15 protein-coding genes are annotated in these 19,599 nt (G+C 50.2%); 9 read left to right on the forward strand and 6 right to left on the reverse strand.

Translation table 11 applies throughout. The features are described 5' to 3' along the window. Positions 1-113: 113 nt before the first annotated feature. Both KJY73_RS02010 and KJY73_RS02015 read right to left on the reverse strand, forming a co-directional pair. Positions 114-269 carry a hypothetical protein gene (locus KJY73_RS02010; protein ID WP_214339827.1) on the reverse strand — a complete coding sequence of 52 codons (156 nt, stop codon included), beginning with the start codon at positions 267-269 and terminating at the stop codon, positions 114-116. A gap of 97 nt (positions 270-366) precedes the next feature. Next, positions 367-750: a YybH family protein gene (locus tag KJY73_RS02015; RefSeq protein WP_214339828.1), complete on the reverse strand. Its 384-nt coding sequence runs from the start codon at positions 748-750 to the stop codon at positions 367-369. Between the two features lie 146 nt (positions 751-896). Between KJY73_RS02015 and KJY73_RS02020 the strand changes: the two genes are divergently transcribed. Then, positions 897-1,637 (forward strand): helix-turn-helix transcriptional regulator, encoded by a 741-nt coding sequence (locus tag KJY73_RS02020; protein ID WP_232848468.1) that lies wholly within the window; start codon positions 897-899, stop codon positions 1,635-1,637. A gap of 247 nt (positions 1,638-1,884) precedes the next feature. Here KJY73_RS02020 and KJY73_RS02025 read toward each other — a convergent pair whose 3' ends face one another. From KJY73_RS02025 to KJY73_RS02035, 3 genes are all read right to left on the reverse strand, one after another. Next, the gene (locus KJY73_RS02025; RefSeq protein WP_214339832.1) at positions 1,885-5,610 is read right to left on the reverse strand and encodes a TonB-dependent receptor; all 3,726 of its coding nucleotides are present in this window, start codon (positions 5,608-5,610) and stop codon (positions 1,885-1,887) included. Positions 5,611-6,223: 613 nt separating this feature from the next. Beyond that, a complete protein-coding gene (locus KJY73_RS02030; protein ID WP_214339834.1) occupies positions 6,224-7,513 on the reverse strand; it encodes a GGDEF domain-containing protein in 1,290 nt (429 codons plus the stop codon). 439 nt (positions 7,514-7,952) lie between these two features. Beyond that, the gene (locus KJY73_RS02035) at positions 7,953-9,251 is read right to left on the reverse strand and encodes a methyl-accepting chemotaxis protein (protein WP_214339836.1); all 1,299 of its coding nucleotides are present in this window, start codon (positions 9,249-9,251) and stop codon (positions 7,953-7,955) included. A gap of 399 nt (positions 9,252-9,650) precedes the next feature. On the opposite strand from KJY73_RS02035, the gene KJY73_RS02040 reads away from it, so the two are divergent. The 7 genes from KJY73_RS02040 to KJY73_RS02070 all read left to right on the forward strand — a co-directional run bounded on the left by KJY73_RS02040 (position 9,651) and on the right by KJY73_RS02070 (position 17,364). After that, positions 9,651-10,487 (forward strand): class I SAM-dependent methyltransferase, encoded by an 837-nt coding sequence (locus KJY73_RS02040; RefSeq protein WP_214339838.1) that lies wholly within the window; start codon positions 9,651-9,653, stop codon positions 10,485-10,487. Positions 10,488-10,515: 28 nt separating this feature from the next. Beyond that, on the forward strand, positions 10,516-11,298 hold the full coding sequence (locus KJY73_RS02045; RefSeq protein WP_214339839.1) for a methyltransferase family protein: 783 nt from the start codon (positions 10,516-10,518) through the stop codon (positions 11,296-11,298). 216 nt (positions 11,299-11,514) lie between these two features. After that, positions 11,515-11,922 (forward strand): hypothetical protein, encoded by a 408-nt coding sequence (locus KJY73_RS02050; RefSeq protein ID WP_214339841.1) that lies wholly within the window; start codon positions 11,515-11,517, stop codon positions 11,920-11,922. Between the two features lie 122 nt (positions 11,923-12,044). Continuing rightward, the gene (locus KJY73_RS02055) at positions 12,045-12,707 is read left to right on the forward strand and encodes an ABC transporter ATP-binding protein (protein ID WP_214339843.1); all 663 of its coding nucleotides are present in this window, start codon (positions 12,045-12,047) and stop codon (positions 12,705-12,707) included. Next, positions 12,698-15,238 carry an ABC transporter permease gene (locus KJY73_RS02060; RefSeq protein WP_214339845.1) on the forward strand — a complete coding sequence of 847 codons (2,541 nt, stop codon included), beginning with the start codon at positions 12,698-12,700 and terminating at the stop codon, positions 15,236-15,238. The genes KJY73_RS02055 and KJY73_RS02060 overlap by 10 nt, the downstream gene beginning before the upstream one ends. A gap of 9 nt (positions 15,239-15,247) precedes the next feature. Beyond that, entirely contained in the window at positions 15,248-16,654 is a 1,407-nt protein-coding gene (locus tag KJY73_RS02065; RefSeq protein ID WP_214339847.1) for an FG-GAP repeat domain-containing protein, read from the forward strand. Between the two features lie 149 nt (positions 16,655-16,803). Beyond that, positions 16,804-17,364 (forward strand): DUF922 domain-containing Zn-dependent protease, encoded by a 561-nt coding sequence (locus KJY73_RS02070; protein WP_214339849.1) that lies wholly within the window; start codon positions 16,804-16,806, stop codon positions 17,362-17,364. A gap of 22 nt (positions 17,365-17,386) precedes the next feature. Here KJY73_RS02070 and KJY73_RS02075 read toward each other — a convergent pair whose 3' ends face one another. Beyond that, the gene (locus KJY73_RS02075; RefSeq protein ID WP_232848371.1) at positions 17,387-18,301 is read right to left on the reverse strand and encodes a LysR substrate-binding domain-containing protein; all 915 of its coding nucleotides are present in this window, start codon (positions 18,299-18,301) and stop codon (positions 17,387-17,389) included. 98 nt (positions 18,302-18,399) lie between these two features. Between KJY73_RS02075 and KJY73_RS02080 the strand changes: the two genes are divergently transcribed. Beyond that, positions 18,400-19,524 carry an S-(hydroxymethyl)glutathione dehydrogenase/class III alcohol dehydrogenase gene (locus tag KJY73_RS02080; protein ID WP_232848372.1) on the forward strand — a complete coding sequence of 375 codons (1,125 nt, stop codon included), beginning with the start codon at positions 18,400-18,402 and terminating at the stop codon, positions 19,522-19,524. Positions 19,525-19,599 lie beyond the last annotated feature (75 nt).

Genomic DNA, 19,599 nt, shown 5'->3' on the forward strand with positions numbered 1-19,599 from the left:
CGCACGGTGACAAGTATAGGCCGAGGGAGAGGCTCAAAGGCCGGTGAGATGCATTGCAACATGATACGGGGCAGGGCAACCCCTTGAGTTGCTAGTGCTTCGATCTAATGGCGCTAAAGCTCTGCCACTGGGCTGTTTGGGTCGGGGACACGGCGTTTGGCATTAAGCAGCATATACGCGCAGGTGGTGGCTAAGCAGGCCGTGAGATACCAGGGGATGTCGTTGTTGGAAGTGGTGATGTAATCAAGGGGGCGAATCAGGGCAGACACTGCCTCCCTGATGTTGCTGGTTCGCCTTGAACCGCGGCGTAACAGGCTAAGGCAATTGAGGGGCTGAATTTGAACTAAATACAGCCCCGATGAGGCCTTATTGAGACTGCATAACATTGTCGCCAAAAGGATGGTCGATAACCATTTTCCATTGGCCATCTGGCTGACGATGTAGCACTGCAACGGAGAGGGCACTGGCGCTACTGCCGTCAGGTTGAGGCGCTGTCCATTTCATCAAATGCAATGCGGTGTTGCCACTAACAACCACTTCATGATTACCGTAGGTAAAGGCGACCCCAGCCTTTATGTATTCGCTAAACATGGCTCGCAGTGCTGCACTGCCTGTCACTGGCTGACTAGGATCTACCGCAATAACGGCTTCAGCCGTGTAACTGGATAGAATTGTGTCAAGGTCACCTTGAGCAAATGCCTTGGTCATGCGTTCGATGCTGGCGTGAACCAGCTGTTTTTGGTCAGTCATTTTAATCTCCTGTGCTTGGGTTACACTAGCCATCAATGTGAATGTGAAGGCCGTTATCAGTACGTTATGAAAATGCATGTTGTCTCCGAAGTTGGTCGGAATGCAGAGTTTGCATCGTTGCTGTGTCAGAAAATGGCAGTGTTGTGATGCGGTTGTTCCGGCTTTTCCAGCTTCTTGACGAATTACGGCTGCGGCGGACCGCGGTGTCTGCACGCACCCTGGCGGCAGACATGGGGGTGTCAGTTCGAACGCTGTACCGGGATATCGCCGATTTGCAGGCATTAGGGGCGCCTATACGCGGCGAAGGTGGCGTTGGGTACATTCTCGAACCTGGTTTGTTTATGCCGTCATTGCGTTTGGATCAAGACGAGTTGTCTGCACTTGCATTGGGCCTTCGTATGGTTGCTGTGCGCACTGACGCCGACATGTCGGAAGCGGCGCGCCGCGCTGCGTCCAAAATTGCTTCAGCCGTTGGTGAAGCCGCTCGTCTGGAGTTCTTGGATTCAGCGCTGGAAGCGGGTCCCACCGCAATGCCTTACCAGGCGTTTTTTGGGGTATTACGAGACGCTATCCGTCAGCGCCGGGTGATAGAAATAGGCTATACCAGCCTTGCCGATAAGGTGTCTACGAGACTGGCGCGGCCGCTGGGATTGACGGTGTTTGATTCTGCTTGGCTGCTGACCATCTGGTGTGAAAGTGCAGAAGACTTTAGGCATTTGCGTGTGGATCGCATTCATCATGTGCTTGTCACTGAAAGACGATTCAAAGATGAACGAGGACGGCGTTTTGCTGACTGTCTGGCACTGGAAGAGCAGAACCTTCGCCAGTTTTGCGGGGATGCTAGTGGTAAACTGTCCGTCAATGACAAGCCAAAGGGGTCAGCTTAGTGAAACATCTATGTTTCTCGGGGGTTGGCCTAGCTAGCCTTAAAGCCTAGCCCTTAAGATGTGATCACTTATGGCACGCTTAACTTGGTTCTGTTTACTCTACCGTGCCTTGCAATGAAGAGGAAGTTTGCTGTGCCAGTGAGGTTTTAGCGCAAAAAAAAGCACACTAAACAGCAGAGCTATGAAGTGTGCTTTTTCGCGTTAAATGGGCTTATCGGCTAAGCCAATAAGCCTGTACGAGACCTGATTAGAAGGTCCAGTTAATGCCCATATAGAAGCGGCGCCCGTTGGTCCATTCGTTCACCACCATTTTATCCAGGTGATTTTCGTAATAGGGCTTCAGCTCGGCAACTGAAACACCGCTGGCTTGCGACAGTATCTCAAACGCGGCATCGCCTGTTATGGATGACTCGACTATTGGGTTGCCATCATCGTCGGTGGCAACCACGCGGTTACCGGTGGCGGCACCATTTTCATCCACTTCATCAATCCACTTCATTTTGTTGATAACTGGATCGTTTACGATCTGCGAGCTATCCAGATAATGAACCACGTTTTCATCGGTGATGTTGGTAACCGCAAAGCTGGCTACCAGGTTGTCCATGATCTTATAGGTGGCTTTAAAGTCTAACTGAGCACGGGCATCGGTATAACGAATACCTTCACTGTTGCTCTGGTTAGCAAACTCGCTACGGTAGTTGTAGGAAAGACGGGCCGAGAAATCGTCATCTTCATAGTAAATCGACGCATTCAAGGTGTCTTTCGACTGACCAAACATGGGCTCAGTCTGGGTCGTGGTTCTGGCACTAAAGCCGGTTACTTCAAAATACTCTCGTTGCGAAGGATCGCTTTGATGAGTTTCGATATCTGTCATATCGGCGATTTCATAGGCAAAGGTCGAGGTAGAGAACTTCTGGTCTGGTACATCGGTATAGGTGTAGTTAATCAGACCACCAAAGCCGTTACCCAGGTCATGTTGAAGCTGAACTTCCACACCTTCGACTTTCTGTTCGCCTGTATTGAAGTAGGAGCTGACCACATAGTCGCCAAAAATAGAGTAGCCATTGTTGTCGGTGCGGCCTTCTTCACCCAGATAGTCCAGATTCTGCACCTTGGATGTTGAGCGAACCATGTTTTTGATGTCTTTCTGGAAAGCAGTAATGGCAAAGATGGATGACTCAGCGAAGTACCATTCCAGGCCCACTTCACTATTCACCGAGGTGTACGATCCTAAATTGGGGTTACCCACAGAGCCCCGACGCTGTGAAGCCATGGGAATACGTTCTGCATTACCTTCCGGGGTTAGATCCTGCTGGCGTCCATCGGTGTATAAACGGTATCTTTCCGTTACCAGATAGAAGTTACTCCTTAATTGCGTCAGGCTGGGGTGAGAAATATTTTTCGACGCTGCGGCGCGTAAAATCAAATCGTCTGTTAAGTTGTACGAAATGTTAAAGCTCGGCAGGTAGTCTTTGGTGTTACTTGTTTGCACCAAAGGCACATATTTATTGAAACCCGCCAGCTCAGCCACATAACCAGCATCGCTGGGATCGCTCGGGTATGACATCAACTGACCGTTTTCATCTTTGGCCACTTCTCTGCCAATAGACTCACGCTCCGTATCCACTACCCGTACACCAACGTTGCCGCGGAATTTTTCACCGCTAAAGTTCACCATGGCGTAGTACGCCAGCAGTTCTTCGGTAACATCATAGAAGTCACCAGCCGATTCGGTTAGGCCAGAACGACAACCATAGTAGTTGCTGGAGCCAGATGCTTCGATTGCGTCTTCACAGGCACCTTTGTTCGGTGCGCCTTCAGAGTGCAGTAACAGGAAGTGATCATTAAGCAGGGCATCGCGCTTACCCTGGTCAATATCAAAATATTCATCCGGCACATCGTGACCAGCTGTATCCAGGCCGGATACTGTGCCACCGACGAGTTGGTCTGCGAGGATTAACGGGAATTTACTGACTTCGTTGGCATAGCCATGGAAGGTGGCGTTCTCGGTATAGAAGTGTTCCGTACGTTGGATATTACGGTACTTGGCACCAAATTTTACGCTGTCGATGTAGAAATCGTTATCCAGTTGCCAGGTAAAATCGCCCTGGAAAAAGTCCTCGGTGTTTTCACGATAACGGGCGGTATTGCGCAGGCCACCGGTCAACAAATAGAACTCGTTAGTGGGCGCTAGCAGAAAGTTTTCTGCGCGCAGCTGGGCCGCGTCGAAGGCCGCTCCTGTTAATGAGGGATCAGCATGTAAACCCCAGTAAACCTTGCCTGTTTCGGGGTTGTAGCCATAGCCCAGGTTTACCCCTTCATAAGTGGGGATCTTAAGGGTGGTTTTGTCACCCGAGTAAGGGGTTTCATAGTCGCCATAGCGGGTGGCCAGAGTGGTTGCGCGATCTAACACCGTACTGTCTGCGGTGGTGCGGCCAGCTTGCAGTTTGACGATAAAATCATCTTTGGCGTAATCCATGGTCAGGTGGATTCTGTCCTGTTCGGTCTCGGTGCCGCTGCGATCATTGGAATCTCGGCGCAGCATCTCGCCCCAGCGGGTATCGCCTTTAGTATAGTTATTGCCGTCCCATACCATACCGGCCTCGCCCACTAAGTTAACGCCATCTATAGGGGCTGTGGCCGACAACACGATATCGCTGACCGGATCCATCACCAGGCGCGGATCGATGCCTGCCACGCCGTTACTGTACAACATCTGGCTGATGCGGAAGGTTTGCGCATACAAGTTATCGTTCTTGTTGTCGCGATCCGAGCTGTTGCGGTTTAACTCCAGGTTAAAGCTTAACGAATCAGACGGTGCCCATTGGAAGTTGACTGTGGTATCCAGGCGGCTCTCATCGGTAGAAAAGGCCGGAGAGTAGAGCATATTACCCAAGTGTCTTGGCGCAGTCTGACCCAGGCCGCCTGTTCGACGGCTGCCCCAGAACAAACCCCAGTTTGGATCGATGTAGGTGGGGTCCATCACTTCATCCAATTGGCCCCAGTTATTGGTATGGTTATTCCACACTCCGGAGTTCGCCGGGTCGTAAGTCGGCCAATAGGAGTCGCCATTGCCGGCTACCGCTTCAAGGTCGCCATAGGTATAGCCGTTTAATGCCATATGTCGGGTGATGATCAAGTTATGACCATTCATATGTCTTAGCTTAATGTCACTGCTATCGCAGGCTTCGGTGGGGCAGTCGATGGGGTTGGTTTGCTGGAATCCGGTACCCGCGCCCATGCCACCAGATTCAAACCCCGAACGGAAAGCATTACGTTGCTGAAGGCTGACCGCTATTGAGGCACCAAACTTTTGGTCTTCAGTGACAAAGTTATAGGCTGTAGAAATCTGCGGAGAGGACTTCTCTGAAGAGTCATTGTATTCCCCTTCAATATTCAAATAGCCATAACCATCTTTCTGCTCCAGCGGCTTTTTAGTAAGCAGTATAACCGTACCACCAATGCCCCCTGCGTCTAAGTCAGCACGGGCAGATTTATGTACTTCAATTTTTGCTACACGCTCTGCGGGAATATTAGAAAAATCAAAAGCATTACTCTCGGCCTGACCTGGCAGGTAAGACGCTGATTTTGCCGACTGACCGTTAACTAAGGTGTTAGTTAACGAGGGGGACGTACCGCGAATGGAAATCTTAGAGCCTTCACCAAACTGACGCTCAATCTGTACACCGGGTATGCGCTGCAGCGCCTCGGCCATGTTTTTATCGGGGTTTTTGGCGATATCTTCGGTGTTGATTGAGTCAACAATGGAGTTAGAAAAGCGCTTATTATTTAGGTTCTCGCGAAGCGATGAGCGAATGCCGGTGACTTGAATAATTTCAACACCTTCTTTTTCGCTTTCTGCAGAAGTGTTCTGTGCTTCCTGAGCAGCGAATGCTGCCATTGGCATACTCGCCGTCATCACTAACGCTGTGCTGACTGCTATGGCGGTTTTGGATAATTGGATAGCCTTCATACCTTTTCCTTCAAGTTAGATGTAGCCACTATTTTCATGTCCATTCGCTACGAACTTCAGTTGAAGTCACACAGGACTGCAAAACGCGGTATTGGGATGCTCTTTGCTACGCACTTAAATGAAGCCTTCCGGTTGTTTCTCACCTGCTCAGGCCTTCGTTTCTAACTCGCTGCTATCGCCATCTTTAGAGCTACTTTCGACAAATTGTGACTCTAAGTGCTGACTGACAAAGCAAAATTAGAAATGAGCATCCAGAATAATCTATCACAGTGTAAATTCATTGTGAAAAATAAATTATTACTATGTTGATGATTTTTGCCCCACAGCAATGTCGAGGGGGAACGCTATGGTTCGGTATACAAGGCTTTTGAAGGCTTTAAATAGAGGAAAGCTGGATCAACGAGGGTAATAAACTGAAAAGAGCTTAGAAAGATGAAACCCCATTGAGGTTTCAGGTGCTGCAAAAAGGTTGCCCGCTGGACAAGTATCAGGGGGCAAGAATATCGGAACTGAATGCCTAAAATAGCCTGATGCTGGAATCTGATTGCAGCGAATCTTCTCTGACACTACCGTATTTGCTCAGATTTTATTAATCAGGCGGTCAAGTCATTCGTTAGCTTTCCGAGATTACGACCTGATCCCGGCCGCGTACTTTGGCATCGTACAAGGCCTTATCTGCTCGCTCTATAAACGCCGTTGGGCTTTCATCGCCTAACTGGGCGACGCCAAAGCTTGACGTTAAGCGAATATTGTTGGTCCACCGGTGTTCGCTGATAAGCTGACGCAGAGCCTGGGCCAGATCATAGGCGTCTGATAACGAAGTATTGGGACAAACTAACAAAAACTCTTCTCCGCCCCATCGGGCCAAAAAGTCAGTGAAGCGGCAATTTTGACTAATGAGTTTTGAAAATTCCTTGAGAATCTCATCACCTACAGCGTGGCCATAGTTGTCATTAATAGACTTGAAGTGGTCGATATCAATGAACATGAGCGACAGTACCTCAAGTTCTTTAGTGAATATTTTTTCTATTCCAGCGCGATTCAGGGCGCCTGTTAAGGGATCTCTCTCGGCCTGGTTTTTGAGCTCTTTGGTTTTGACGTTCAACAGTTGGTTGAGTTGCCGTAAATCTTCGGCTCGTCTTTCCGTCTCACTCAGTTGTTTGTGTGACCATCTTAGACTGTAAAACAAAAAGCAAGCAGCTGAGCTGACCCACAGCGATATGAGGAAGAACAAAATCTGACTGTTGGTAAAGTACTTACCATTAAACTGAATGTACTCCACCTCAATCAGATACTCACCGGGTTGAATGTTGTTGCCTGTTGCCAGCTCTAACATCATGACATTATCAAATTCAGGCACCGCGTATTTTATCGGCAGCTTTTGTTCCACCATCCACCAAGTCGCAACTTGCAGGCTTTTTAGAGGAATATCATTCGCTTCTGGTGAACGCTCTGGCCAATACTCAATGCCCACATACTTCCAGGTTGCCTCATCATCAACGCTGCCATACTCAGGGTTAAAGTTTCGCAGTTGAAAACGAAGGCTGTCATGTCCTCCATTGAGGTAGCGAGCTTCTATATGAACGGAAGAGAAAGTGGAAAGATCAGCACCTTCACCCTCAACGCCTCGCTCCTGATAAAAGCCAACAGAGAGTTCACAAAAGGGCCAGCTGTAGTCGGAGGCAATGATATGGCAGGCTAATAGCCACTTGCCGTCTTTTTCGATTACCCTGGCAACGGAGCTTCCGCCGTTACTTTGGTCAGAGATGGCGCTTACGTGGTTTGTATCGCCGGGGCGAAGTACTAAGGTTCTTTCCAGTAAGAAAAACTGCAGAAATATTGCAACAAAGGTAATAACTAACAGCAAAACTAACGTGATGCTGTAGAGCTTTCGATGCTCCATAACAACCTCAATTTTTAAATAATTTCACGTCCGTTCTGTAACTGGTTAAATCATTTTAGCTTAACTGGGATACACAAGACTTTGCTGTGATATTAAAAAATAACACAATTAAATCATGTTGTTAGTGGATGCTGCGGGAAGCGTGTTATTACATTTTCTGAGTCAAGGATTTGCCAATACTTCCAAGCAAAAACCACAATAAATGCCAATAGACAATGACCTCTGTACTGTCTTGTCAGGCTCAATATGCTTGAAAATAAAGCAAAAAGCTATGGTTGCCGTGCGTTATAATCGGTGGTTCCGATTTATACTGGTTCTGCTTGCGCCAAAAGTACTGTAAGCACGCTGAGAGTTCTTAGGGGATCCACATTGGAGTCCCCTAATAGGTTATTGACGCCGGAACGTGTTTGGCTCAAGGTCGCTCCTCGCTGAGGAGCGCCTATCTGTTGACTTTAAAGCTATTCACTGTGCTATCTAAGTGCTTGGCGATACCGTGTAAGCCTTTCACAATCTCATTATTGGTGTTGGCTTGCCGCTGGGCTTCAAGGGATAAGTCGGTAACCCGGTGAATATTGTGATTGATATCATTGATCACCGCGCTCTGTTCTTCCGTTGCCGCCGCGATCTGTAAGTTTGAATCAGTTACGCGTTTTAATTTGCCAGTTAAGGTTTCGAGTTGCTGCGTATTGGTATTCAGCATACCGACCATATTACCGACTTCGGTTTCCGATGCTTCCATATTCCGCACCGCAGAGGCTGACGCCGATTTGAGCGCCAAGATCATCGCCTCAATTTCTTGGGTACTTTGTTGGGTTCTGCCCGCCAAATTGCGAACCTCATCTGCAACGACGGCAAATCCTCGCCCTTGCTCTCCGGCCCGGGCCGCTTCAATGGCCGCATTCAGTGCCAGCAAATTGGTTTGCTCAGCAATGCCCTGTATTGTGGTCAAAATACTATTGATTTTCTCAACCTGAGAACCTAGCTCTACTACTTCTTTTGCTGATTCAGCCATACGCGTATTGAGTTTCTCGGTGTTGCTCATCATGATTTGGTAGTCGCTGTTCATTTGGCTGCTTTGTTCGCTGGCATCCTGAATTTCGGCACTTGCCGCCTGAATGTTTTGCGCTATCTCTTTGGCTGAGGCTTGCAGTTGGTTAATGGCTGCGGCCACGTTGTTCATATTGTCATTAACATGATTTATGCTTTGCATCGTTGACGATGTGCAGCCTGCCACTTCATCTGCATTACCGGTAACCTCAGCGCTGGAAGAGCGGATCTCATTCATCACCCCTTCCATATCCGCCATCATCTTGTTTAATGATTTAGCCAAAATACCCAGTTCATTACTTAAATCCATGCTGAGCCGGTAATTCAGCGCGGTATTAGGATCTGCCATGGTTGATATTTGACTAATCAAACCATCAACATTCTTCATGATTTTGCGCACCAGGAAGAAGCCGCAAGCAATCAAAAGTGTCATAAGTACTAAGATAACCGGTATGGCTTTTGATGACAGACTGTCTTTTGCCTGCAGGCCAAAGTTAGTAAAGGTTTCCTCCAGAACGGCTTCTGAGGTTTCAGAGACAGTATTCAACTGTACATAGCTGGCAGATTGTTTAGCTTGCTCACGGATCATCTTGCCCATATCGGTAAGCGCTGCCGCCACTATGATGATGGTGATAATCAAGGCAGGTAAAATGGCTACAAGAGTTAACTGAGTGCGGATTGATAACTTCATAAATGGGCTTGTTCCTAAACAGGCAAAAGTATGACATTCACTACCGGAATGTATGGTTGTAACTTGTCCTACCACATAGGATAAGTCACTGTATGTTAAAGTTTTGTTGATTTCAAATGCAGACGGTTAAGATGCTTGCAGAGGCATTCTTCTGGTCTGGTCACGGGGGCTTGCAAAGAACTGGCCGAATCGGCTGTCAGAATGATGTCTCCCCCTTTCACTAAAGGGCGCATCTTTTTACTCGGAAACACGTGTCGATGGCATGCAAGGCCTGACTATAGTCACCTCCACAGAATCCTCATAAAACATTCAGGGTATCTTCAAGCGACCCATTTGGTCGGCCCCTATCATTGCTCCTGTCGAGACGATTCTGTCTTACCCAACATCAGGAGAATATTTATGTTATCTGTCACTCAACCACAAACCACCAATGAGATTAACTACTCAGCGGTGAAAGAAAAGCAACGCGCCACCTGGGGTTCTGGCGACTACGGGCGTATTGGCGTAACCCTGCAAATCAGCGGCGAGCAACTATGCGAAGCCATGGATGTGAAATCCGGTGAAACTGTACTGGATGTAGCCGCTGGCAACGGCAATGTGACACTCGCGGCAGCCCGTCGTTTCTGTCTGGTCACTTCTACCGACTATGTTGAAGCCTTGCTGGAGCAATCAAAGAAACGCGCCGAGGCAGAAGGGCTGGATATTAGCTACCAGTTTGCTGACGCCGAAGACTTACCTTTTGATAACAACTGCTTTGACAATGTGGTATCGACCTTCGGTGTCATGTTTACACCAAACCAATGCCAAAGTGCCGCTGAGTTGATGCGAGTGTGTAAACCCGGCGGCAAAATCGGCCTGGCCAACTGGACACCAGAAGGCTTTGTCGGACAGTTGTTTAAATTGATTGGCAGTTACGTGGCGCCGCCTGCTGGCGTGAAGTCGCCCGCGCTTTGGGGAACCCGCGCCTTTATTGATGAGCAATTCGGTCCGCAGGCCAGTGAGATCACCTATCGCACCCGTGAATTCAACTTCCGTTTTTGCTCGCCACAGCACTGGATCGATTTGTTCCGCACCTATTACGGCCCTGTGCATAAAGCCTTTGGCGCGTTGGATGAAGCCAAGGCCGCGCAGCTTGAACAGGATATCCATCAGTTGATTGCCCGTTTTGATCGCGGTCAGGGCAAGGGCATGGTGGTGCCGTCTGAATACCTGGAAATTGTGGTGCAAAAGCGCTGAGTGAGCGCCGATTAAAGAGGAAAAGCGCATGAAAAGCATCAATGAACTCACCAGTAATGCACCTATAGCTGATGAGGCTATCGACCTGAGCAAGCGTTTAGCGGTACTTGTATACGGTTTTGTTGGTTACGCTGTGGGCTGCTTTGGACTGTTCTGGCTGATTCTTGGGGCAGGCGCATTTGCGCCTGTTGGCCTGAGCCCATGGCAGTCAGATTCAGTATTGATCTCATTATTAGTCGACATCGGTCTAATTACCTTATTCGGCGTGCAACATTCGCTGATGGCCAGAGCCAAGTTTAAACGCTGGCTAACTCAGTTTATTCCAGAAGCGGCTGAGCGCGCTACGTACATGCTGATGTCTGGGTTGGTTACCGCCATTGCCATGTACTTCTGGCAAAGCTTGCCCGGAGTTATCTGGCAGGTACAGAATCAGGTGGCAATGGGCAGTATTTATAGCCTGTATGTGATTGGTATTTGCTATCTGCTGTTGTCGACTTTTATCACCAATCACTTTGAGTTGATGGGATTGCGTCAGGTGTACTTGTATTTTCAACAGCGTCCATACACGCCGCTGGCCTTTACCAATAAATACATGTACCGCTACAGCCGCCATCCTATGATGCTGGGCATGCTGATACTGCTTTGGTCGGTACCAACCATGTCGGTCACCCGCCTTGTATTAGCCACACTGTTTACGCTGTACATTGTGATTGGCCTGCACTTTGAAGAGCGGGATCTGCTAAAGCAGTTTGGTAATACTTACCGCAAGTACAAACAGCAAATTGCCACCTTTATCCCCGGTATTTATTAGTTGTTGCTTATCTGACGTATGGCCCAGGTCATCGTCAGATAGCCCTTTAAGGTCTTTTGATTGATGCAGAGGTTTGTGTTCAAACTAGTTAACAAGGCATCACGTCGCTGAATAGCTAAAACTGCAAGACGATATCTGCGATACCTTTCCTTTCTGTTACTCTGAAGGCAGTTTAATCTCTTACTGTTTTTGGCAAGTGACTGCCGGGAGCCCTTTATGTCCATCTCATGCATTGTAAAAGCGCTACTGGTTTGGGTGGCAATATTGCTGCTGGCCATTGCCAACGGCATTTTTCGTGAAGCGGTGTTGTTAAGCCTGTTTATAAAAAGCGCGGCGTTTATGCTGAGCGGTTTACTGCTATGCCTGTGTATCTTTGTGGTCACTTACCTGACTTTACCCTGGTTGGGCCGAGGCTCCCCTCGTCGCTATTGGGCAGTGGGGATGTTTTGGCTGGTTTTAACCTTGTGCTTTGAGTTTGTGCTGGGCTATATCATTCAGGGACATAGCTGGCAGCAGTTGCTGGAACCTTACACATTTAAAGACGGTAATCTCTGGCCCATTGTGTTGCTGGTTACGCTGGCATCTCCCTATCTGGCGGCCAGATTACGTGCTGGACAAGATTAAGATATTTCGAATATCTGCCAACAGAGATTGCCCATTTATAGCTATTTAACGCCGCGCGCTTTCACAGTGGTTTCACATCGTAAAGATTAATCTGGCCGTCATTTTTACAGATGGAATGCCATATGACGGTCGGAATATCGCTACGTGATTTAACTCATCAGATTCCGGTGGCCAAGGATCGCAAGGTGCGGTTATTGGACAAACTGGACTTGCAGGTGCAAGGCGGTCAGCAGGTGGCCATAGTCGGTGCTTCCGGCAGTGGTAAAACTACCTTGCTTAGTGTGCTGGCGGGGCTTGAGCCAATTCAGCAAGGGCAGCTAGCGCTTCACTTGCATAATCAGCACCTGCCTGTAGAGGCACTGCCGCGTTACAGTGGCTTTGTGTTCCAGCAGTTTCATTTATTGCCTGAGCTGGATGCCATCAACAATGTGGCGTTGCCACTTAAGTTGCGCGGCGATCGCCAGGCGTTAGCTAAAGCCGCTGACTGGCTGGATAAGGTGGGGCTACATGAGCGTTACAATCTGGCCGTAAATAAACTCAGCGGCGGCGAGCAGCAGCGGGTGGCGATTGCGCGGGCCATGGTATGCCAGCCAGGTATAGTCTTTGCCGACGAGCCGACCGGCAATCTGGATGAGCACACCGCAGATGAAATAAGCCGCCTGATGCTGACATGTTGCCGTGAGTCCAGGGCCAGCTTAGTGCTAATTACCCACAATAAGGCCCTGGCACAGCAGTTAGATGTGGTGTATCACCTTCAGCAGGGCAGGTTGAGCTTATGTCAGTAACGTCTTCTCTATTGGCTGAGAAGCGCGCGGTATTGGCGCTGACATTCAGCTATCTGTGGCTGCAAACCAGGCAGCGAACTAATCTGATTCAGCTGCTGACTTTAGGCCTGCTGTTTTTCTATTTAAGCTTTATCACGTTGCTTGGCAGTGGGGTTCAGCAGTTTTTACACAGTAACCTGCAACAGTTGTTAGGGGCCGATTCGGTGCTGCAGGGCCACCGACCATTGCCGGACGATAGTTTAAAAGCGTTGAAAAACCAGGTGTCGGCACTCAGCGAAACCCGCACTTATCAGCTAACCCTGACTCATCAGCCAAACGAAGCATCTGCAGTTGCCAGCCAGTTTGTGCAGCTTAAAGCCGTAGACAGTCAGTATCCATTGCAGGGACAAATTAAGGTAAGTGAAAGCACCTCGTTAGTCGCCACAGCGGTACAACATGGGCCAAAACCGGGTGAGATCTGGCTGGAGCCGCGTTTGGCCGCAACCTTGTCTATTCGTCTGGGCGATCATCTGGCACTGGGCAGCTTAAGACTGCAATTTTCGGCGCTACTTTTAGGCGAGCCGGATCGACTGATGGAAGGCCACTCCACCGATATGCGGGCTATGCTGCATGAGCAAAGCCTGACTGAGCTGGTTAAGGCGCAGTCGCTTAAGGTTAAACATCACCGCTATCTGCTGGCACACGATGCCACGCAATTGGCTGCCATTTCACAGCTTGTCAGTCCACACCGCGATCTCACACTCGTCAGCAAAGCCTTAGGCAATCATCCGCTCGCCGCTGCCTGGCAACGGGTGGAGAAGTTTATGGGGCTGGTTACCGTACTGCTGGTGGTGATTGCCGCTATTACCCTGGCGCTTAGTCATCAAAGCACCTTGTTGCCCATCACCTATTTCACCACCTTGTGTGCGGCCAACGGTATGCCTCGGCGCCATACCTGGCTGGTGGCGCTCGGCGGCGGGCTGTATATGCTATGCCTAAGCCTATTGCCGGCGTTACTTGCAGCCATGCTGTGCGCTGAGCTGATAGAACTTGTGCTGCAGCAGTTTGATATTGCCATTCGTCTTGATTGGCAGGTGAGTGGGCTGCTAAACGCGACGTTGTTGGGGACGGGGATCTTTGTTTGTCTGAGTCTGGGGGCCTGGTTTAAGGTTGTTCATACCCCGATCAGTACCTTGCTACGACAAGAGCAACGGCCTAACCGCCTAAACGCACTAAGCTGGGGGCTGCCTTTATGCGCGGTGGCAGGATTGATATGGTGGTATTCAGATAACTGGCGGCTAACGATGTTACTGCTGGGCACCCTGGCCCTTTGTCTGGGCTTACTTATCCTATTGACCTGGCTGGTGCTGAGTCTGGGTAAATGGGGCCTGCATAGTCGTGCGCAGCTATTTGGCTTTGCCTTATACCTGATGCAAAAGCGCATTTTGGTCAAAGGTGCGCAGATTGTTGCTCTGGGCCTGAGTTTAACCCTACTGCTGATGTGCGTGCGTATCAGCCAGGATGTGACCGCGGTACTGGAACAGCTCACGTACCGCGACCAGGGAAACTTGGTTGTCAGTCAGGTGGATGAGCAGCAAAAGCAGGCGCTGCAAACCTTTGTTGAGGAGCAGGGCGGCAGTTCCAACCCCTTTTATGCCTTTCAGTATGCCCAGCTTACCGAAATTAACGGCCTGACACTTGCCGATACCGGGCTACAACCCAGCGAATCGCTGAGCAGTATGGCCAGACCTATTCGCCTGCATTGGCGCACCGAGTTGGCGGCTAATAACCGAATTGAACAAGGAGCTTGGCCCTCGGCGTTATCAACACAGGGCGAGGCTTGGCCGGTCTCAGTGGAAGCCGAGGTCTTTGAGGATCTGCAACTGCGTCTTGGCGATACGCTGAGTATGCAACTGGGTAACCAGCAGGCGCAGTTACAGGTGGTGGCGACCCATAGCTTTGTGCGTGGCAGCAGCCCGGTGACATTCTGGTTTGTGCGTTATGCACAAACGCCAATTGCTGACAGCCAGGTCTGGTATATGGGGGATGTCGATCTGGATGCTCAGGGGCTGGCAAAGCTTGGCGAGCTTTGGCAACGCCATCCTGGCATGCGCCTAATCCCTGTTGAATCCCTGCTAGCCCAAACCCGTCTTTATCTGAATGTTCTGCTGGGCCTGGTGCTGACCATCAGCCTGTTTATTGCCCTGCTGAGTAACCTGTTGATGGCTGCCGCCATTCAGGTTCATCTTGGCCAGGATAAGGTACGTAATGCCCTGCTACTGAGTTTTGGCTTGGGTAAGCGTGAGCAGAATGTTCTGATGATCTATGAGTGGTCGGTGATTACCTTGCTGCCAGCCTGCGCGGCTATGGCAACGGTGTATTTGTGCATGCAGGCTTTTTATACCCATGAGCTTGGCTTGCCTTATAGGGCCAATGTTTGGCTGTTGGCCCTTGAAGCTTTGTCTATTGCGCTGGGTATTGCCGCCGGGGGGATTCTTGTGGCCAGGCGTCAGTTTCAGCAATCTGTGCGTCAATTACTCACACAGCCTTAGGAGAAAAGTATGAAGCTGCTTCGAATTATCTTCATAAGTGGTGTGTGGCTGACGGCAGTTGCCCAGGCGAATCTGCTGAGTGAGGCTAAACCGCAGTTATGGCCGCAGCCGCAAGGCGGCTCGCTGTTGTTATTGCCGCAGCAGGACAAGCTGGTACTGATGGCGCCTTCTGCTGAGGACTATGTTGTTAGCAATAGTCTGGACGCACAAGGGCTGCATGCCATGGCTATGGCAAACATAGGTGGGCGTTTGGTACCGGTTTTTGTTTCCGAGCGGGGTGTGGATTGGCTGCAAGCAGCGGGCTCTTTACAGCCAGAGCCGCTGGTTAATATTGCGCATTTGTATCAGGGGCTGCAAAGGCCAGCAGGCTTTGCGGCCATGCAGCATATCGACTTTGTGTTTGACCTGAACCATGACGGTTTAAGTGATCTTTTGCTGCCGGACGCGGCAGGGATCAAGCTGGCTATTCAGCAGCCGGACGGTAGTTTTACTCTGCAAAGTCTGGCATTACCCCGGCATCGCGGTTTTACTGCAGTGAGTTTTGAAAGCCCAACAGTGACATTGTCGCTGCCTCATCTGTTCAGGCAAATCGATATCAATGGCGACGGCTTGGCTGAGCTGCTGTTTGCTTACGCCGACAAAGTCTGGGCCCTGTCGGCAACGGTGACGGGCGCAAACAACCAGGCAGGCTTTGTCCTTAGCCTGTTGGCAGAGCTGTCTGATTATGTGTCGGGGCCCGAAAATCAAACCCGGCTTGTTGATCTTATGGATGTTAGTGGTGATGGCATCCCTGATCTGGTGCTTTTCCAAAGTAAAGCTGGCAAGGATAAGGGGCAGCGTTTGCGGGTGTACCCGGGGCGGCAACAAGCTGAAGGGCAACTTGCCTTTTCGCGCCAGGCTTCTGGCACTATTGAGATAAAAGGTGAGCTGCTGGATATCGGCTTTACCGATTTTAGCGGCGATGGTAAAGCGGATGTTTACACCTTGGGTACAGAGCTTGGAATGGGCAGCCTTTTATCTGTGATGACAGGGGCGGGGCTGACCATGCAAATCCATATCTATATACAAAACGAGGAAGGGCAGTTCCGGCATGCCAGCCAAGCCACCCAGGCCACGGAATTTGCGTTGAATATGCAGGGCATGCAGTTTGGTACCTGGTTTATGGCCGCTTCTTTTATCCAAGCCAGTCGGCAGGATCTGCTTTACTTAGCCGACAGCCAGACGCTTAAATTCAGCGCCGGTCACTCGCGCACAGGGCTGGCCGGTAAGGGCAAAACCCTGGCCAAAGCCGGACACGGCCAACCTAACTGGTTTGTCACCCTGGATACCGATAACAACGGTATTTGGGAGCTGTTTATCAAAGACTTTGCCAAAGGGCAGTTGGTTGGACTTGAGCCTATGCAGATCAAGCCCTGACACTGTGCCACCCGTTAAGTGCCAGCTCTGTGTGAGCAGTTGCTTTAAGCAGGGCTTAAGTACTATGCTTGTGCCCCTTGATGCAGATAACGGATGTAGGGAATACCCTCCACAGAGCCTGTAGTCTGCGCTGTTACAAGGACGATACTATGAAAAAGTGCTGTTCAGCCCTGCTGTTTTTACCTTTATTCTGCGCTGCCGACGCCAAAGTGATTGAGAATTACCGTTACTATAATGTGTCGGCAACGGAGAAGGGCCGCCTGTTAGATGCGCTTAACAAGGCATCGCCCATTCGAGAAGATGGCGAGACATTCCACGGCCATACCAAATACCATATCGGTTGGCAGTATTGGTGGGATAAGCGCGAAAAGCACTGTGCTTTGACCAAGGTCGAGATTACCTTAACTCTGACGTACACCATGCCCAAGCTGGCGTCCGCCAGTGATGAGGTAAAACAAGTCTGGGATGCCTGGTATCCTAATCTTGCTCTGCATGAAGAACGGCATGGCAAACTGGCCAAAGATACCGCTGCGTTGATGGATCAAAAACTCAATGCCATAGGCCCACGGGACAACTGCCGGGCATTGGAAAAAGACGTCAACAAGCAGGCAAATGCCCTGATGGCCGAGCTGAAGAAAGCCAACAAACACTATGATAACCAGACCAACCACGGCGAAACCGAAGGAGCCTGGCTGCATTTACATCTTTAGTGTGTTGATTGGCGGTGCTTAATCAGCTATCGCCTTGACTCTGATTCTGTTCAAGGCTTTGCGGCAGGTGTAATTGCAAATAATCCAGCAGCAGACTAACGCCGGGGGCGGTCCAGCGACTCGCCGGATAAAGCCCCCATATGCCTTCACTATCGGGCCTGTATGGTGCCAACACTTCCACCAGTTGCCCTTGTTGAATCTTCGCCAGCACATATTCTTCGGGTAATTGAACAATGCCGAGGGCCTTTTCGGCGGCATATAACAGGGAAACGCCGCTATTACAGCGCAAGCTGCCATTCACTGTGATGTTGCGTTCCTGGCCGTTGTCCTTAAAACGCCAGTAGCCCAGTGAGCCGAGCAAACAATTATGGCGTTTTAGTTGGTTTAATGTGCTGGGCTGGCCATAAGTCTGGATATAAGCGGGTGAAGCACAGGTGTACACGTTGCGGCTGGCCAGTTTACGAAAACGCAAGCGGCTGTCTTCCAACCGGCCCAGGCGGATAGCCAGATCCAGGCCGCTATCGACAATATCCAAACGGGCATTGGTCAGTTCCACTTCCAGACTGAGCTGCGGGTAACTCTCCTGAAAATCAATCAGCAGTGGCATCAGAATCCGTTCGCCGTATGTAATGGGTGCGGTGAGACGGATCTTGCCTTTAGGTGTGGTCTGCAACTCTTGCAGTGTTTGCTCGGCGTCCTCTAAACCGTCCATCAGTTGACGGCACTGCTGATAGTAGCGCTGGCCGGTTTCAGACACCCGCACCTTACGCGTTGTGCGGTGCAGCAATTGTACGCCCAGACGCTGTTCCAACTGATTAACCTGACGGCTGATTTGGGCGGTAGACACCTGCAAACGTTGGGCGGCAGCGGTAAAGCTGCCGGTTTCCACTATGCAGACAAACTCGGCGATGCCATTCCAAGCAGGGATATAGCTCATTGTTACGTGTGTGTAATAGTGATTTTATTGAGTGGATATTATCACTGTATGGTAGGTAATGTAGGATCGCCTTCATATCATGTTATGAGGAATAAGCGATGAGTGCACAAAGCATACGTTGCCGCGCTGCGGTTGCCTGGGCCTCGGGTGAGCCCCTGAAAATTGAACAAGTGGACGTTGCTCCGCCTAAAGCCGGTGAAGTGCGGATTAAAGTGATTGCCTCTGGCGTCTGCCATACCGATGCTTTTACCCTGTCGGGTGAGGATCCCGAGGGGATTTTTCCGGCTATTTTAGGTCATGAAGGCGGCGGCATTGTTGAGTCTGTGGGAGAGGGAGTAACTGGCCTGAGTGTCGGCGACCATGTTATCCCGCTGTACACGCCCGAGTGTGGTGAATGTAAATTCTGTTTGTCGGGTAAAACCAATTTGTGCCAGAAAATCCGCGCCACCCAGGGTAAGGGGCTGATGCCGGATGGCACCTCACGTTTTTCCATCAATGGCCAGCCGATTTTCCACTACATGGGCTGTTCTACTTTCTCTGAATATACCGTGTTACCTGAAATTGCCCTGGCCAAAATCAACCCCAAAGCCCCTTTAGAAGAAGTGTGTCTGCTGGGTTGTGGTGTCACCACCGGCATGGGCGCGGTGATGAACACGGCCAAAGTGCAGCCCGGTGACACCGTAGCAATTTTTGGTTTAGGTGGCATTGGACTTAGCGCTGTGATTGGCGCCAGTATGGCCAAGGCCGGTCGTATTCTGGCCATAGATATTAATGAGAGTAAGTTTGCCCTGGCGAAACAGCTTGGCGCCACCGACTGCATTAACCCCAAGGACTATGACAAGCCGATTCAGGATGTGATTGTTGAGCTGACAGACGGCGGTGTGGATTATTCCTTTGAATGCATCGGCAATGTGAACGTGATGCGGTCAGCCTTGGAATGTTGTCACAAGGGCTGGGGTGAGTCAGTGATTATTGGCGTAGCCGGTGCCGGACAGGAAATCTCCACCCGACCTTTCCAACTGGTAACCGGCCGGGTTTGGCGCGGCACCGCCTTTGGTGGGGTAAAAGGACGCAGCGAACTGCCTGACTACGTGGAACGCTATCTGGCTGGGGAATTTAAATTAAATGACTTTATCACCCATACCATGGGGTTGGATGACATTAATCAGGCATTCGATTTGATGCACGAAGGCAAAAGCATTCGCTCGGTGATTCACTTTTAACTGATTAGCCACTGAAAAGCCCCCTGCATGGGGGCTTTTTACTGAGGTTTAAGGCTAGTGTTAACGCAGATACCC

The sequence above is a fragment of the Bowmanella yangjiangensis genome (assembly GCF_018531185.1).
Taxonomy (GTDB): domain Bacteria; phylum Pseudomonadota; class Gammaproteobacteria; order Enterobacterales; family Alteromonadaceae; genus Bowmanella; species Bowmanella yangjiangensis.

Excerpts from the sequence above, each read along its gene's own strand:
- KJY73_RS02015 (WP_214339828.1), bottom strand. The coding sequence starts at position 750 with ATGACTGACCAAAAACAGCTGGTTCACGCCAGCATCGAACGCATGACC.
- KJY73_RS02020 (WP_232848468.1), top strand. The coding sequence starts at position 897 with ATGCGGTTGTTCCGGCTTTTCCAGCTTCTTGACGAATTACGGCTGCGG.
- KJY73_RS02025 (WP_214339832.1), bottom strand. The coding sequence starts at position 5,610 with ATGAAGGCTATCCAATTATCCAAAACCGCCATAGCAGTCAGCACAGCG.
- KJY73_RS02030 (WP_214339834.1), bottom strand. The coding sequence starts at position 7,513 with ATGGAGCATCGAAAGCTCTACAGCATCACGTTAGTTTTGCTGTTAGTT.
- KJY73_RS02035 (WP_214339836.1), bottom strand. The coding sequence starts at position 9,251 with ATGAAGTTATCAATCCGCACTCAGTTAACTCTTGTAGCCATTTTACCT.
- KJY73_RS02040 (WP_214339838.1), top strand. The coding sequence starts at position 9,651 with ATGTTATCTGTCACTCAACCACAAACCACCAATGAGATTAACTACTCA.
- KJY73_RS02045 (WP_214339839.1), top strand. The coding sequence starts at position 10,516 with ATGAAAAGCATCAATGAACTCACCAGTAATGCACCTATAGCTGATGAG.
- KJY73_RS02050 (WP_214339841.1), top strand. The coding sequence starts at position 11,515 with ATGTCCATCTCATGCATTGTAAAAGCGCTACTGGTTTGGGTGGCAATA.
- KJY73_RS02055 (WP_214339843.1), top strand. The coding sequence starts at position 12,045 with ATGACGGTCGGAATATCGCTACGTGATTTAACTCATCAGATTCCGGTG.
- KJY73_RS02060 (WP_214339845.1), top strand. The coding sequence starts at position 12,698 with ATGTCAGTAACGTCTTCTCTATTGGCTGAGAAGCGCGCGGTATTGGCG.
- KJY73_RS02065 (WP_214339847.1), top strand. The coding sequence starts at position 15,248 with ATGAAGCTGCTTCGAATTATCTTCATAAGTGGTGTGTGGCTGACGGCA.
- KJY73_RS02070 (WP_214339849.1), top strand. The coding sequence starts at position 16,804 with ATGAAAAAGTGCTGTTCAGCCCTGCTGTTTTTACCTTTATTCTGCGCT.
- KJY73_RS02075 (WP_232848371.1), bottom strand. The coding sequence starts at position 18,301 with ATGAGCTATATCCCTGCTTGGAATGGCATCGCCGAGTTTGTCTGCATA.
- KJY73_RS02080 (WP_232848372.1), top strand. The coding sequence starts at position 18,400 with ATGAGTGCACAAAGCATACGTTGCCGCGCTGCGGTTGCCTGGGCCTCG.